The sequence below is a fragment of the Xanthomonas sp. DAR 80977 genome (assembly GCF_041240605.1).
Lineage (GTDB): Bacteria > Pseudomonadota > Gammaproteobacteria > Xanthomonadales > Xanthomonadaceae > Xanthomonas_A > Xanthomonas_A bundabergensis.
In genome coordinates, this window is record NZ_CP162487.1 from 1,505,921 (window position 1) to 1,523,010 (window position 17,090).

Below are 17,090 nucleotides of genomic sequence, written 5' to 3' on the forward strand. Positions count from 1 at the left end.
GTGCGTTCGCCCTTCGACATCCTCGAGGCCTACGAGCGGCGCAGCCTGGCGCACGCGGTGCAGATGCCCGAGCGCGAGTTCGACGAGAACATCTGGCGCGGGGTCGGCTTCCGCGTCGGCAACCGCCACCTGGTCTCCGACTTCCGCGAGGTGGTGGAAATCGTGCGCATGCCGCCGATCACCCCGGTGCCGGGCGCGCAGCCGTGGCTGCTGGGCGTGGGCAACCTGCGCGGCAACCTGTTCCCGGTGGTCGACCTGAAACAGTTCATGGAAGGCCAGCGCACCTCGCTGCTGGAAGGCCAGCGCGTGCTGATCATGCGCCAGAGCGGCGGCGACGTGGCGCTGACCATCGACGAGCTGTTCGGCCAGCGCAGCTTCACCGAGTCGCAGGCGGTGGAACCCGGCGACCTGGCGCAGGGCCGCTACGCGCACTTCGTGGACCGCGCGTTCCGCGGCGACACCCACGACTGGGGCGTGTTCTCGCTGTCGCTGCTGTCGCGCACACCCGAATTCCGTCAAGCCGCCGCCTGAGCGCGCGGCCTGCCTTCGCATCGAAGATCGAGGTCGAATCATGAGTACTGCACCGGACGCCCCCAAGGCGAGCAAGCTTGGCAGTGTGGGGACGAGTTTCTGGCTGGGCCTGCTGGCGCTGTCGCTGATCGTGTTCGGCGCCAACACCGGCGTGGCCACCTGGCAGGGCAATCGCCTGGCCGGCGCCAGCACCGGCGCGGCCGACCTGCAGGTGCTGTCGCAGCAGCTCGCCAACCAGGCGCGCGACGCGGTTTCCGGCAACGCGGCCACGTACAAGGAATTCAAGCAGACCAAGGCGCGGGTGGAGACCACCGTCGCCGGACTCAACGCGCGCTACGCCAACGAGACCGGCATCGCCGGCCCGCTGGCCCAGCTCAACCGCACCTGGACCCCGCTGGGCAAGAACGCGCAGCAGGTGGTGGACAGCGAACCGGCGGTGCTGGCGCTGGCCGGCAACGCCGAGCGCTTCGTCGGCGGCGTGCCGCAGCTGCAGGCGCAGCTCAACGAGGTGGTGCGCGCGATGACCGTCGGCGGCGCCCCCGCCGCACAGATCTACAACACCCTGCAGCAGGTGGTGGTGGCCGGCACCATGGCCCGCCGCGTCACCGAGATGCGCGCCGGCGGCAGCGGCGCGGCCAGCGCCGGCGATGCGCTGGCGCGCGACTCGGTGGTGTTCGGGCAGATGCTCGAGGGCCTGCGCAACGGCAACGAGGAACTGGGCATCGCGCCGGTGCGCAACGCCGCCGCGCTGGCCGCGCTGGAGCAGTCGCAGGCGCAGTGGGCGGAAATGAAGAAGGACCTGGACGCGTTGCTGGCCAGCTCGCGCAGCCTGTTCGCCGCGCAGTCCTCGGCCGCGGCGCTGACCGCCGGCTCGGACCAGATGCTCGACGACAGCAAGAAGCTGTTCGACGCGTTCTCCGCATTCGGTTCCACCCGCGACACCCGCCTGTTCCCGAACTTCTGGCTGGGCGTGGTGTCCGGCCTGCTGGCGCTGCTGTCGATCATCGGCTTCGTCTGGACCTCGGTGCGCAGCCGCACCCGCGACCAGGAAATCCGCTACCAGACCCAGGTCGAATACAACAGCCGCAACCAGCAGGCGATCATGCGCCTGCTCGACGAAATCAGCTCGCTCGGCGAAGGCGACCTGACCGTCAAGGCCTCGGTCACCGAGGACATGACCGGCGCCATCGCCGACGCGATCAACTACGCGGTCGACGAACTGCGCCACCTGGTCACCACGATCAACGACACCTCGGCCAAGGTCGCCATCTCCACCGAGGAGACCCAGGCCACCGCGCTGCAGCTGGCCGAGGCCGCCGGCCACCAGGCCGAGCAGATCGGCTCGGCGTCCGAGCGCATCAACGAAATCGCCGCCAGCATCGAACAGGTCTCGCGCAACTCCAGCGAGTCGGCCGAGGTGGCGCAGCGCTCGGTGGTGATCGCCGCCGAGGGCGCCGGCGTGGTCCGCGAGACCATCCAGGGCATGGACCAGATCCGCGACCAGATCCAGGAAACCTCCAAGCGCATCAAGCGCCTGGGCGAATCGACCCAGGAGATCGGCTCGATCGTCGAACTGATCAACGACATTTCCGAGCAGACCAACATCCTGGCGCTCAACGCCGCGGTGCAGGCCGCCTCGGCGGGCGAGGCCGGCCGCGGTTTCGCGCTGGTCGCCGACGAAGTGCAGCGCCTGGCCGAACGCACCTCCGGCGCCACGCGCCGGATCGAGGGCCTGGTGCAGACCATTCAGGCCGATACCAACGAAGCGGTCAGCTCGATGGAGCAGACCACCTCCGAAGTGGTGTCCGGCGCGCGCCTGGCCGAGGACGCCGGCACCGCGCTGACCGAGATCGAACGCGTCTCCAACGCGCTCAACAACCTCATCAAGAACATCTCCATCGCCGCGCACCAGCAGTCCGCGGCGGCGACGGACATCACCCAGACGATGGACGTGATCCGTCGCATCACCGGACAGACCTCGCAAGGCGCCGGCCAGACCGCCGACTCGATCGGGCGGCTGGCGCAACTGGCAGCGGACCTGCGGCGCTCGGTCGCCGACTTCAAGCTGCCGGCGTGAGCGGATCGGAACAGGGTGGAAGGACAGTGCACATGACGTACCGCGAAAACTCCCTGCATCCCGCCGCCGCGCTGACGCGGCACGGCGCGCGGCCGTCCGCGGAGACGCGGCGATGAGCGCGCTGCGCGATGCGATGAGCCACGCCGCCCTGGGCTGGGTCAAGCCGGAGCTGGACGAGACCCTGCGCCAGGTGCGCGGGGAGATCGAATACTTCGTCGAGGAGCCGGCCGACACCAGCCGCATGCGTTTCTGCGCCGGCTACCTGCACCAGGTGCAGGGCACCTTGCGCATGGTCGAGCTGTACGCGCCGGCGATGGTCGCCGAGGAACTGGAACTGCTGGCCGTCGCCGTGCAGAACGGCCAGGTGCCCGACCGCGACGAGGCCTGCGCCACGCTGATGCGCGGCACGGTGCTGTTGCCCGACTACCTGGAGCGCCTGCAGGACGGCCATCGCGACATCCCGATCGTGCTGCTGCCGCTGCTCAACGAGATCCGCGCCGCGCGCGGCGAGCCGGGCCTGAGCGAAGGCGCGCTGTTCGCGCTGTCGCCCGATGCCGGCGCCGCCACCGAGGCCGAACTGGACCATGCCCGCGGCAGCCTCAGCGGCCGCAACCGCGAACTGCTCGACACCGTCGGCACCGCGATCAAGGAAGAACTGCTGCGGGTCAAGGACGCGCTCGACCTGCACCTGCGCACCGGCGGCGACGTCGCCGCGCTGCAGACCCAGGTGGACGAACTCGGCAGCGTCGCCGACACCCTCGGCGTGATGGGCCTGGGCGTGGCCCGCGGCGTGGTGGTGCAGCAGCGCGATTCGCTGCGCAGCATCGTCGACGGCGAGCGCCAGGCCGACGAAGGCCTGTTGCTGGATATCGCCGGCGCGCTGCTGTACGTGGATGCCTCGCTCGACGACCAGGTCGCCTATCTCGGCGCCAGCGCCGGGATCCAGGACGATGCCAGCGCCGCCGAGGCGCGGCGCACGGTGGAAGTGCTGGCGCACGAGGCGATCGCCAATTTCGCCGCGGCGCGCGAGCATTTCGTCGCCTTCATCGAGACCAACTGGGACCACGAGCGCCTGGGCGAGGTACCGCGCCTGCTCGGCGAGGTCGCCGGTGCGCTGCGCATGCTGGAACTGCCGCAGCCGGCCGATTACCTGGAGGGCGTGCGCCGCTATGTCGCCACCGAGTTGATCGGCAAGCGCCGCGTGCCCAGCGGGCGCCAGCTCGACACCCTGGCCGATGCGATGGCCAGCCTGGAGTACTACCTGGAAGCGCTGCGCGAGCGCCGCCCGGGCCGCGAGGAAATCCTCGACATCACCCGCAGCAGCCTGGAAACGCTGCGCTACTGGCCGCTGCCCAGCGATGCGCCGGCGCCGCAAGACGTGGTGCCGAGCGGCGCCGATGCGTCGCTGCCTGCCTCCGTGGCGGAGCCGGAGCCCGTGCCGGCCGCCGACGTCGCCGAAGCGCCGAGCGCGGTTGCCGCACCGCCGCCGGTGCCGTCCTGGGATCTGGCGCCGGTCGCGGACGCGCCGCTCGCCGCCAGCACGCCGCCGCCGTTGCCGGGCGCCGCGCCGCAGGCGCCGCAGTGGACGCTGGACGAAGACACCGAGGCCGCCGCTCACACCGCGGCTGCCGAGAATATCGACCCCGCCGCCGCCGACGCGCCATCCGATGCGGTCGTGAGCGCGCCGGACGACGCCGCCTCCAGCGTCGCGCCGGCGCCGATCAGTTTCGATCCGGTCGCCGCCGAGCAGGAAGAATGGTCGGCAGCTACCGAGCCGCTGCACATCAGCGTGGACACGCTGGCATTGGAAGGCGATGCGTTCCGCGCGCCGGACGCCGACACGGCGCCGGAGCAGGCCGCGTCACACGCCGATGCCGATGCTGCGGCCAACGCCGCAGCGCCGGCCGCCTACGGCTTCGATCCGGTGGCCGCCGAATACGCCGAGCCCGAACCTGTGGCCGGCGACGCGACCGACGACGACGCGACCCTGGTCATCGTCGACCTGCCGGCCGCCGCGCCCGCCGACGGCAACCACGACGACGTGCTGGTGATCGAGCTGGAGGATGCCCCGGCCTTCGCCGACGCGCCGCTGGCCGGCGTCGACGACGTCCACAGCATCGTCTGGAGCGACACGCCGGCGACACTGGCCGACGACGACAGCGATGTCGCCGCCGCGCACACCACGCCCAGCATCGACCTGTCGGCGAGCGACACCGTGTTCGCGACCGAGGCCGACAGCGACCAAGCGCCGCGTGCGCATGCCGGCGACGCGGAGCATGCCGACGCCGACGCCGAGCAAAGCCCGTTCGTCGACCTGGCCTGGCCGGAGCCGACCCCGGAGCCGGAAGCGCCGGCGCCCGGCGTGCACAAGGCCAGCATCCAGCCGATCGAGCTGGACGCCGCCTCGGCCGCGTTCCTCGCCGAACTCGACGCCGCCGCCGCGCAGTTCGACGTGGACGCCGCACCGGCCGCGGCCGACGCCGCAGGCACCACCGAGGCCGCCGCCGACCACGCGCCACCGGCAAGCGACGCAGTCGATGCCGCCGTGACGCCCGCGCCCGCCACCATCGACGGCGGTTTCGTCGACGACGGCGGCGAGATCGACGCCGACATCCGCGACGTGTTCCTCGAGGAATTCGACGAGGAACTGGTCAACCTCGGCAACCTGCTGCCGGCATGGCGCGCCGCGCCGAATCACCTGGAAAGCCTGCGCCCGATCCGCCGCGTGTTCCACACCCTGAAGGGCAGCGGCCGGCTGGTCGGTGCGCGCGTGCTCGGCGAGTTCAGCTGGAAGATCGAGGGCATGCTCAACCGCGTGCTCGACGGCAGCCGTCCGGCCAGTCCGGCGGTGGTGACGATGGTCGAACTGGCCTACGAGGTGCTGCCGCAGCTCAACGCCGCCTTGCGCGGGCACGGCGTCATCCATGCCGACCTGGACGCGATGCAGGCGGTCGCCGACCGCATCGCCGCTGGCGAGGACGCCTACTACTTCGCCGCCGCCGCGGCGCCCGCCGCTGCCGCGCCGCGTGCCGGCACGCCGGCATCGGTGGACAGCGTGCTGCGCGAGATCCTCGAAGCCGAGGTCGGCACCCACCTGGAGACCGTCCGCGACTGGCTGCAGCAGGCACCGCAGCCGGCCACCGAAGCGCTGTTGCGCGCGGTGCACACGATGAGCGGCGCGTTCGCGATGACCGACGTGCCGGAAATCACCGAGGTCACCGGCCCGGCGGAGAGCTACGTCAAGCGCTTGCTGGCCGCCGCCGTGGTGCCCAGCGCCGAAGGCGTGCGCGCGCTCGACGATGCCGTGCACGCCATCGCCGGCACCATCGAGGAACTGCAGGCGCCGTCGCCGGTGATCCCGCCGTTCACCGAACTGGCGCAGCGCCTGCAGGCGCTGGTGGCCACGCTGCCGGAAGTGCAGTGGTCGTCGGTCGTGCACGACGACGAAGACGACGAGGATGCGCCGCAAGCGCAGGGCGATGCGGCGCTGGACCCGCAGTTGCTGCAGGCGGTCGAACTCACCGCGGCCGACGACCTGTCGGCGTACCTGGGCGATGCCAGGCATCTCGACGCGGCCGGCGCCGATGCGGACCATGCCGAGGCAGGATCTGTTGCCGACACTGCCGAGATCGACGCATCCGCGGCGCAGGCGGCCGATGCGCCGCTGGCGCAGCAGCCGGTAGCCGATGAGGCGCACGTGTCCGCGCCGAGCGAGACCTCTGCCGACGACGTCGCCGAGGCGACGCATGCGCGCGACGACGGCGATGCATCCTTCAATGCGGAAGACAGCGGCGCCGATGCCGGCGTCGCGCAGGGCGACGGCGATGCAGCCGACGCGAGCGCGCTCGCCGTGCCGCCGGCCGATGGCGACAGCGAAACTGCTGCGATCGATGCCGACCGGCAGGCACTGCTGGCCCAGGACGGCAAGCTCGACGAATTGACCGTCGACGCGCCGCTGGTCGACGAGCGCGCGCCCACGGACAGCGAACTGCCGCCGCCTGCCGAAGAGGTGGTCGAGACGCAGGAGCCGGATGCGGTTGCCGCCGATGGTGAAGCGCACGACGCACCGGATCGGGGCGAGCACGGAGAAGAATCGCGCCAGACCACGCACGATCAGAGCGCGCACGACGGGGACGAGCACGCCGAGAGCGGGCACGATCAGGGCGAGCAGGACCACAGCGAACACGACCAGGAGCGCGATCCGCACGGCTATGCGTTCACGGCCGAACCCGTGCAGCCGTCCGCGCACTGGCACGGCAACGAGCCGGTGTCGGCGAACGACGATGCCGAGCCGCTGTCGGCGGCGGACGACGTTGCCGCGCCTGCCGACCATGCAGCGCACGACGTGGACGCCACAGCGGAATCGCCGCACGATGCCGCGGATCGGGACAGCGACGGCCACGCCGCACAGGACGAGGCCGACGCGCACCCGGCGGACGCCGATGCGACCGGGGTTGACGACCACGCGCCGACGCCGCACGCCGAAGACGCCGTGCATGCCGCGCCCGAATCCGCCGATCCCGACGCAGCGCAGGCCGCGACCGTCGATGCCGGACACACGCATCCGCACGACACGGTCGAAGCGACCGCGCCCGATGCCGCGCCCGAAGGCGATGCAGATGCCGGCGCAGCACCGGTCGACGCGCCGCATGACCACGGGACGTACGCCGACGAAACGCAGGCCGACGACCTCGCCGATGCAGCACCGGACGCTGCCGGGCACCACGCCGATGCGCACGCGGATTCGGATGCCGAGTCCGTGCCCGCCGACAGCACCACGCCGGCCGACGCCGCAACCAGCGATGCACAGCCTGCAGACGCAGACGTCGAACCGGCCTCCGCCGAATCCACCCAGCACGACACCGCAGCGGCCGACCTGGCCGCGGTCGATCTCGGTCCGCTGGACTTCGCCGACCTGGACCGCGAGCTGGTCGACATCTTCGTCGAGGAAGGCAAGGACCTGCTCGACCATTGCGACCGCCTGATCGCCGAACTGCGCGCGGCACCGCAGGACCGCGACGTGCTCGGCGGCCTGCAGCGCGACCTGCACACGCTCAAGGGCGGCGCGCGCATGGCCGGGGTCAACCCGATCGGCGACCTTGGCCACGGCATCGAATCGCTGCTGGAGGCGGTGGCCGCCAACCGCACCGAACTCGACCGCGGCGACGTGCAACTGCTCGAGCGCGGATTCGACCGCCTGCACCAGCTGCTCACCCTCACCGGTAACCACCGCGCGGTGGCGATGCCGGTCGACCTGATCGGCCGCTTCGACGCGCGCACCCACGGCCGCAGCGTGCCGGCCGATGTCGATGCCGGCGTCGAGGCCCATGCCGATGCCGACGTGGCGGCGATGATCCAGGCCGCGGTCGATCCGGCCTCGGTGCCCGCCCCGGCGCCGGCGCCGCTGTCGGCGCCGTTGCCGGTGGACGGCACGCTCGACGAGGAGTCGATGATCGCGCGGCCGATGCAGGAACAGGTGCGCGTGCGCGCCGACCTGCTCGACCGCCTGGTCAACCACGCCGGCGAAGTGGCGATCTACCGCTCGCGGCTGGAACAGCAGCTCGGCGCGTTCCGTGGCGCGATGTCGGAACTGGACCGCACCAACGCGCGTCTGCGCGACCAGCTGCGGCGCCTGGACCTGGAAACCGAAGCGCAGATCGTCGCCCGCTACCAGCGCGAGCAGGACCAGACCGAGCAGAGTTTCGATCCGCTGGAACTGGACCGCTTCTCCACGCTGCAGCAGCTCAGCCGCGCGCTGAACGAATCGGCGGCCGATCTGGGCGGCCTGCAGGGCGTGCTCGACGACCTGGCGCGGCAGTACGACGGCCTGCTGCAACAGCAGTCGCGGGTGAGCTCGGAACTGCAGGACGGGCTGATGCGCGCGCGCATGGTGCCGTTCGACGGCCTGGTGCCGCGGCTGCGCCGCGTGGTGCGCCAGGCCGCCAGCGAAACCGGCAAGCAGGTGCACCTGACCCTGGAAGGCACCCACGGCGAACTCGACCGCAACGTGCTCGACCGCATGATCGCGCCGCTGGAGCACATGCTGCGCAATTCGGTCGCGCACGGCCTGGAAACGCCGGAGCAGCGCCGCGCCGCCGGCAAGCCGGAGGAGGGCAGCATCGCCATCCGCCTGCGCCGCGAAGGTTCGGAAATCGTGCTGGAAGTGGCCGACGACGGCGCCGGCCTCAACCGCGACGCGATCCGCCACCGCGCCGAGCAGCGCGGGCTGATCGCGATCGGCGCCGCGCTGTCCGACGAAGAGCTGGATTCGCTGATCTTCGCCCCCGGCTTCAGCACCTACGACCAGGTCAGCCAGCTGGCCGGCCGCGGCGTGGGCATGGACGTGGTGCGCAACGAAGTGCGCCAGCTCGGCGGCTCGGTGGACATCCACTCGGTGTGGGGCCAGGGCGTCACCTTCACCCTGCGCCTGCCGCAGACGCTGGCGGTGACCCAGGCGGTGTTCGTGCAGATCGGCGACACCACCTTCGCCGTGCCGGTGGCCTCGGTCAGCGGCATCGGCCGCATCAGCCGCGAGCGTTTCGAAGCGGCCGACGGCGGCTACCACTACAGCGGCGAGGAATTCGCGCTGCACGACCTCGGCTCGCTGGTCGGCCAGGCGCCGGCGCGGGCCGAAGGGCAGATGCAGGTGCCGCTGCTGCTGGTGCGCGCCGGCGACCTGCGCGCCGCGGTGGCGATCGACCAGGTGCTCGGCAACCGCGAAATCGTGGTCAAGCCGGTCGGCCTGCAGATCGCCTCGGTGCCCGGCATCTACGGCGCCACCATCACCGGCGATGGCCGCGTGGTGGTGATCCTGGACGTCGCCCCGCTGGTGCGCCGCTACCTGGCGCAGCCGGCGCGGCCGGTGGTGGAAGCGGCGCCGACCGAACAGCGGCGCGTGCCGCTGGTGATGGTGGTCGACGATTCGCTGACCATGCGCAAGGTCACCGGCCGCGTGCTGGAACGCCACAACTTCGACGTGATCGCCGCGCGCGACGGCATCGAGGCGCTGGAGCGCCTCGAGGAACGCGTCCCCGACCTGATGCTCCTGGATATCGAGATGCCGCGCATGGATGGCTACGAACTGGCGACCGCGATGCGCGCCGACCCCCGCTACAAGTCGGTGCCGATCGTGATGATCACCTCGCGCAGCGGCGAGAAACACCGCCAGCGCGCCTTCGAGATCGGCGTGCAGCGCTACCTGGGCAAGCCTTACCAAGAGTTGGATCTGATGCGCAACGTGTACGACCTGCTGGGGATCGCCCGTGTTCGCGAATGACGGCGCAGGCAGCGGCACCCCGGTCGCGCTGCTGGCGCGCCCCGGCCAGGCGCGCGAGCGCCTGCGCGAGGCGCTGCACCAGGTCGGCGCGTCGATCGTGCTCGAGGACGACCCCGGCGCGATCGACGCGCAGACCCTGGCCGACGCCGCCCCCGGCGCGGTGCTGATCGCGCTGGAACCGGCGATCGAGGACGCGCTGGAGCGGCTGGATGCGGCGCTGGACCTGCCCGGCGTCACCGTGATCTTCGACGAGGCCGAACTGGCCGCGCGCCGCGAGGGCTGGGAAGCGCAGCGCTGGGCGCGGCACCTGGCGGCCAAGCTGCAGGGCCACCAGGACGTGCTGCCGCCGGGCCGCGAAACCGACGCCAGCCTGCAGCCCGAACCGGGCCTGCCGGCGACCCCGGCGCAACTGCACGAGGGCGCGCCGATCGGCTTCCACGTCGAGGAAGCGGCCAGCTTCGCCAGCACCGTGCCCGGCGACAGCTTCTATGCCTGGCAGCCGCCGGCCGATGCCGCGCCCGGCTTCGAAGACCTGCAGTTCGCGCGCGACCAGGCCGCTGCCGGCGACGTGGCCGCGCCGGCGCCGGCGCCGGACGCGGCGGCACCGCTCGCGGCGGCGTCCACCGATGCGCCGCCCAGCCTGCCGCCACCGCTGCCGGCCAGTGCCTGGTCGTTGGTGGACGACGACGCGCCGCTGGTCGTGCAGGCGCGCGCGCCGCTGAGCCAGATGCAGATTTCCACCGAGGGCCTGTCGCTGGTCGCACTGGAGTCCGAGGACGCGGCCACCCCGGCTGGCGCCGCCGCGCAGGGCGCGGTGCTGGTGATGGCCGGCATCGGCGGTCCCGACGCCATCCGCCGCCTGCTCGCCGCATTGCCGCCGGACTTCCCGCAACCGCTGCTGGTGCAGCTGCGCCTGGACGGCGGCCGCTACGGCAACCTGGTCAAGCAGATCGCGCGCGTCTCCGCGTTGCCGGTGCTGCTGGCCGAAGCCGGCGAACCGGTCGCCGTCGGCAACGTCTACATCCTGCCCGACGACGTCGGCGTGCGCGCTGGCCAAGGCGCTGGCCTGCGTTTCGTCGCCCACGACGCCGGCGCTTCGGTGGTCGGCGGCCTGCCGGCCGCGCACAGCGCCGTGCTGCTGCTCAGCGGCAGCGACATCCAGCAGGTCGACGATGTCGTGGCCCTGGCCGCGCAGGGCGCCTGGGTCGCCGGCCAGACCGGCGACGGCTGCTACGACCCTGCCGCGGCCGTGCAACTGATCGGCCACGGCCATCCCGGCGGCGACCCCGTGCAGCTGGCGCAGGCCCTGTCCGCGCGATGGGGCGGCTGAGCCGCCGCCCGCGCGTTTTCCCCGGTTCCAGGACGACGTAATCCATGAGCAGCTACGCCAGCAACGACGAAATCCGCGGTGTCCTGATCCAGGCCGGCAGCGAGCGGGCGCTGCTGCCCAACGCCACCGTCGCCGAAGTGATGTCGCGCGTCCCGGTCGAACCGCTGGCCGACGCCCCGCACTGGCTGCTCGGCCAGATCGCCTGGTACGGCTGGAAGGTCCCGTTGCTGTCGTTCGCCCGGCTGACCGGCCTGGGCAGCGAGACCGTCGCCTCCAACAACAAGATCGTCGTGCTCAAGGCCCTGGGCGGCAATCCCGACCTGCCGTATTTCGCCCTGATCACCCAATCCTTCCCGCAACTGATCTCGGTCCCGCGCGACGGCCTGCTTGCCGACGCCTCCGAAGAAACCTTGCCCGCCGGCGTGCACATGCGCGTGCTGCTGGGCGAGCAGAGCGCGCTGCTGCCGGACATGGAGGCGATCGAGGGGATGATTTCGGAGCGGTTTTCGGCTGCGGCTTAAATGAAAATATCGCTGTAGCGCTGATGCGTGCGTGAATTCACAAGGCTATGAAAGGGAGTTTGTATGCCAAAACTGTTTTTAGGTGTTTGTACGGCTGTGCTTGCTCTTGCTTCCACGTTTCTATGTGGGAATGCAGCTGCCGCCCAGTCCAGCCAGTATTGTTATGAGAGCGCTTGCTTTGCTTCCCTCCAGGAGGCTGAGTCCGAAATGCGGACCTATTTCGCCTATGGTAATCAGCTGATTCGTTCCAGGACTGAAGTCAGCGATCAGGGCGCGACTCCAATAGTGAGTCTGGTCTATGTGGCTCCTGATCAAGCGCCGACCCACTTCAATCCCCCAAGCTACTCGATTGGTGGGTGGGGTTATGAAACTATTCCAGGATTCTGCAAGCAGGCAGAGGATCCCAATTTTCCTGGGCGTTGTGCGGATGAGGCGGAGATAGTCCATAACATGATGGCCTATTTCCAAGGGGTCTATCCGGATTGCACTTTCTCTAATATACGTGTTGAAGGGTCGTATGGTGAGCCATTCGTATATAGTCGCGATTATTACGGGGCTGGTTATTTGGATTTCATGACGCCACAGGATAGGTGGCTTAAGAATGATACTTGGTGCCCAGGCTGGGGGCAGGACTATCCCGACCCATGGCAGTTTCAGCTTGTAAAAGTGCAGACTTATGATTGTCCTGCCGGGTTTTGGCCAATTTGGGGCTACAATCCGGCATATAATAACACTGGAAATCCGGATTACATCGCGATTTGGCCTTACCTTTGTACGGCCGGAAAACCTGAGCAACGTATAGTCAAACGAGATGTGGGTGGCCCAAGCCAGACGCCTTCTTGTCCGGCTAATGAAAATCCATGCTTCCCCGCAACAGGGGATAAAATGCGTAACGAGCCAGACCTTTGGTTCGCTGGAAGGCCATTTTCTCGCTATTACCACTCGTTGCAAGAGATTCAGCAGGGTGAGGCTACTGGAGTCGGCTGGGGGCACACATTTTTGGAGAAAGTAACTGGCCTTACCAGACCATCCATCACGACAGAAGATGGGTTTTATCAATTTTTCATTCAGACCGATTATCACATTTATCGAGGGGCTCAGAACAGCGGAGATATTTTGGTTGTTCTGGATGATGGATCCTATCTTCTAACTAAAGCCAATGGCGAAAAGCGATCTTATTCTGCAGATGGAAGATTGCTCAGTATTGTTTCGGAAAAAGGCGTCGCTTACAATGTGACATTGACATACCAGCGCGGCCAGCTGGCTCTGGCAACCGATGGGTTAGGACGCACGCTGAGTTTCAGTTATGTCAATGGCGTCTTGAAGCGCGTAAGCCAAGGCGATGGTGGCTATGTTGATTACGACTACGATTCGGAAAGAAATCTGGTTGCTGCCAGGTATGCTGATGGATCAGTTCGTTCCTATTATTACAACGAGGAGGGATTTGGCCCGGCTAATATCCGTCATCTGCTGACAGGTATTGCGGATGATGCTGAGCGTTATGCGACATTTTCTTATGATTCCCGTGGCTTTGTTGAAGGTAGTGCGCTACACGCGGCCGGCACCAAGGTCGCAGAGACAAGAATTAGCTATGCCGATGACGAAAGTGCGCTAGTCACTACACCATTAGGAGAGTCCCTTTCGTATGCGTTATCCAATGGCGCTTTCAAGCAGGTTACCGGTATTTCCGGCAGTGCGGGCACAAAAGTGGATGGCTACGATCAGAATGGAAGGCTCACTTCTTCGGTTGATAGACGAGGGGTGGCCACAAGTTATAGCTACTCCGATGCGGTCACATCCGCTTCCGATGCGGTCAGGGTTTCTACCGTAGCCGTTCAAACTCCGCAGGAGCGTTCTGTCAAGGTTACGCGCGACGGTAAAAATCAGGTTACGGAAAAGCAAGTCGGCACATCGCAGGGTGTCGTTTCGTTAACGAGGTTTGCATATAATTCGGCGGGATTGATTTCTTCTTATTGTGAATACGCTCCGGGCGAGTCTTCATCGCTTTCGTATCAGTGCGGATCCCAAGCCTCTGCGCCTGCGGGTGTGCGGCAGACGAGCTACGGATACTGCACTGAGTCGGATGTCACAAACACGACCGATCCGTGCCCTCTTGCTGGGCTCTTGAAAAGTATTGATGGGCCGTCTGTAGCTTATTCTGATGTCGTCTTTTACAGTTATTACCCATCCGATGATGCGACCTGTGCCAGCACTCCAGCCACCTGCCCGCACCGCAAGGGCGACCTGTGGAAAGTCACCAACGCCCTGGGCCAGGTGACGGAGTACCTGGCCTACGACGGCGCCGGCCGCGTGCTGTCGGTGAAGGACGCCAACGGCCTCATCACCGACTTCACCTACCACGCGCGCGGCTGGCTCACCGCCAGCAAGGTTCGCGGCGCCGATGACAGCAGCGAGAGCGACGACCGCATCACCCGCATCGATTACTGGCCGACCGGCCTGGTCAAGCAGGTCACCCAGCCGGACGGCGCGTTCACCGCCTTCACCTACGACGCGGCGCACCGCCTGACCGATATCGTCGACAACGCCGGCAACACGCTGCACTACACGCTGGACAACGCCGGCAACCGGGTCAAGGAAGACACCAAGGACGCGGCGGGCACGCTCAAGCGTACGCTGTCGCGGGTCTACAACCAGCTCGGCCAGCTGGCCACGCAGGCCACCGCCAGCGGCGACCCGACCGACTTCGGCTACGACGCCAACGGCAACACCACGGCGGTCACCGACGCGCTGGGGCACAAGACCCAGAACGACTACGACCCGCTCAACCGCCTGGCGCGCACGCTCCAGGACGTGGGCGGCATCGCGGCCGAGACCAAGTTCGGCTACGACGCGCTGGACAACCTGACCAAGGTCACCGACCCCAAGGGCCTGGACACCACCTACGCCTACAACGGCCTGGGCGACCTGACCAAGCTCACCAGCCCGGACACCGGCGTCACCACGTACACCTACGACAGCGCCGGCAACCGCGCCACGCAGACCGATGCGCGCAACATCAAGACCACCTACAGCTACGACGCGCTGAACCGGCTGACCAAGGTCGCCTATCCAACCACCAGCCTCAACGTCTCCTACACCTACGACGTCAGCCAGACCACCTGCGCCAGCGGCGAGACCTACGCCATCGGCCGCCTGTCCCGGATGCAGGACACAACCGGCACCACCGACTACTGCTACGACCGCTTCGGCGACCTGGTGCGCAAGGTGCAGACCACCAACGGCAAGGTGTTCGTGCTGCGCTATGCCTACACCAAGGCCGGCCAGCTCAGCCGCCTGACCTATCCCGACGGCGCAGCCGTGGATTACGTGCGCAACGCCCAGGGCCAGACCACGGAAGTGGGCGTGACCCCGGCCGGCGGCACGCGGCAGGTCCTGCTGGGCAACGCGACCTACTACCCGTTCGGCCCGGTGGCGAGTTGGTCCTACGGCAACGGCCGCCCGATGCAGCGCGTGCTGGACCAGGACTACCGCCCGCTGGCGGTCAGCGACACCCGCAGCGACGGCCTGAGCACCGGCTTCGCCTTCGACCCGGCCGGCAACCTCAGCGCCCTGACCGCGGTGGGCAACACCGCCCCGGTGGTGAGCCTGGACTACGACGCCCTGGGCCGGCTGACCGCGTTCAAGGACGGCCCGACCGGCACGGTAATCGATGGCTACAGCTACGACGCCACCGGCAACCGGCTCAGCGCCAAGGTCAACACCGTCACGCAGAGCTACACCTACCCGACCACCAATCACCGCCTGAGCGCGGTGGCCGGCACCGCCCGCACCTACGACGCGATCGGCAACACGCTGTCCATCGGCGGCACCGCGCAAGAGTTCGCCTACGACGCCACGGGCCGGATGAGCCAGGCCAAGCGCGCGGGCACGGTGGTGATGAAGTACGGCTACAACGGCCGCGGCGAGCAGGTGCGTCGGGTGGACAAGACCAACACCTACACGCTGTACGACGAGAGCGGGCACTGGCTGGGCAACTACGACGCCAACGGCGCGTCGCTGCAGCAGGCGATCTGGCTGGACGACCTGCCGGTGGGCGTATTGGCCAAGAACAGCCTGCGCTACGTGCAGCCGGACCACCTGGGCAGCCCGCGCGCGGTGATCGACCCGGTGCGCGACGTGGCGATCTGGACCTGGGACCTGAAGGGCGAAGCGTTCGGCAACACCTCACCGGACCAGGACCCGGACAAGGATGGCACCGCGTTCGTGTTCGACATGCGTTTCCCGGGGCAGCGCTACGACTCAGCGACCGGGCTCAACCAGAACTACTTCCGGGATTACGACCCTGGCACAGGACGGTATGGGCAGAGTGATCCGATTGGATTGGCTGGCGGGATTAGTACATTTGGATACGTTGGTGGGAATACGTTAGGTGCAGTTGATCCGTTCGGACTAGCAGATACCTCATCCCCTTGGTCTGTAGGCTGGGAGTGGCTCACTGGCATTGGGCCTCGCCATCATGATTTCACTGACGGCGATCCGTTTGCGGAAACCTTGAGGCAGCACTCAAACATCCAGCGCCTTAGGAAGCGAGCTTGTGAGGGTTCAATTCCACAGCAGGGTAAGTGGGACTATTCAGTAAGTGGGTGGAAAGGAATACCGCTTTATTTGCATGACTATTCGAATCTGCTTACGGCTGGTCATACTGGAAATATCGCTGTGACATTTATGGGGAGCTACAACGTTCGCTATCAGATCGAAGGAAGGTATCTTCATGTGCAAGCTAAGAACTCATCGTCGCTACAGTCGGCGACACATCCGCCAGTAATAGGCTATACAAAATGGTGGTCCGAAAATATTGGAGACCCATTGAATCGCTGGAGATCGTCAGGGCCAATGTCTGAAGTGACGCAGACGTTCGACCTGAATTTCGACTTGTCTCAATGCGGATGTGAGAAATGAAGATCTTAGTTGCTTTTGCTGCTGTTACTTTGGTTTCTGGCTGCGGAATGTCTGGTTCGGAAAATAATTTTTCTGGAATCTGGGTCAGCAAGGAATCAAACATGAAGACTAGGGAATTAAAGCTTGATGTCGATGGAGGGTTTGAGGTTAAAGGATTTCCGTCCGCTATAGCCTGTTCTGATTCCACGGCGGTCGGCGATGTCGATGGCACTGGTACGTGGGAATATGAGGCGCAAGATGATCGTGTATTTCTTAAGTTTTCTAGTATGACGAATCAGAAATGTTCTACTCCATACGGGGTGATGATTTTTCATCAGCCTGGAAATAAACTGGCGGCTTTCCCGGATGTTGAAAAGCCGTCGAGCGCAGTAATTTTCGATCTTGTGGGAGATGGCAAGAAGCGGTGATTTGTGGTTTTTTTGTAGCGTCTTTGGG

7 protein-coding genes are annotated in these 17,090 nt (G+C 67.1%); all 7 read left to right on the forward strand.

The window, feature by feature from the left end:
- The 7 genes from AB3X10_RS06345 to AB3X10_RS06375 all read left to right on the forward strand — a co-directional run bounded on the left by AB3X10_RS06345 (position 1) and on the right by AB3X10_RS06375 (position 17,062).
- Positions 1-531 carry a chemotaxis protein CheW gene (locus AB3X10_RS06345; RefSeq protein ID WP_145702161.1) on the forward strand — a complete coding sequence of 177 codons (531 nt, stop codon included), beginning with the start codon at positions 1-3 and terminating at the stop codon, positions 529-531.
- Positions 532-571: 40 nt separating this feature from the next.
- Positions 572-2,608, forward strand: a complete 2,037-nt coding sequence (locus AB3X10_RS06350) for a methyl-accepting chemotaxis protein (protein ID WP_369980020.1) — start codon at positions 572-574, stop codon at positions 2,606-2,608.
- 112 nt (positions 2,609-2,720) lie between these two features.
- Positions 2,721-9,884 carry an Hpt domain-containing protein gene (locus AB3X10_RS06355; RefSeq protein WP_369980022.1) on the forward strand — a complete coding sequence of 2,388 codons (7,164 nt, stop codon included), beginning with the start codon at positions 2,721-2,723 and terminating at the stop codon, positions 9,882-9,884.
- On the forward strand, positions 9,871-11,214 hold the full coding sequence (locus AB3X10_RS06360; protein WP_369980023.1) for a chemotaxis protein CheB: 1,344 nt from the start codon (positions 9,871-9,873) through the stop codon (positions 11,212-11,214). The genes AB3X10_RS06355 and AB3X10_RS06360 overlap by 14 nt, the downstream gene beginning before the upstream one ends.
- A gap of 44 nt (positions 11,215-11,258) precedes the next feature.
- Complete coding sequence (locus tag AB3X10_RS06365) at positions 11,259-11,735, forward strand: chemotaxis protein CheW (protein WP_369980025.1); 477 nt, start codon at positions 11,259-11,261, stop codon at positions 11,733-11,735.
- 1,233 nt (positions 11,736-12,968) lie between these two features.
- Entirely contained in the window at positions 12,969-16,655 is a 3,687-nt protein-coding gene (locus tag AB3X10_RS06370; RefSeq protein ID WP_369981688.1) for an RHS repeat-associated core domain-containing protein, read from the forward strand.
- The gene (locus AB3X10_RS06375; protein ID WP_369980027.1) at positions 16,652-17,062 is read left to right on the forward strand and encodes a hypothetical protein; all 411 of its coding nucleotides are present in this window, start codon (positions 16,652-16,654) and stop codon (positions 17,060-17,062) included. Before AB3X10_RS06370 ends, AB3X10_RS06375 begins: the two co-directional genes overlap by 4 nt.
- Positions 17,063-17,090 lie beyond the last annotated feature (28 nt).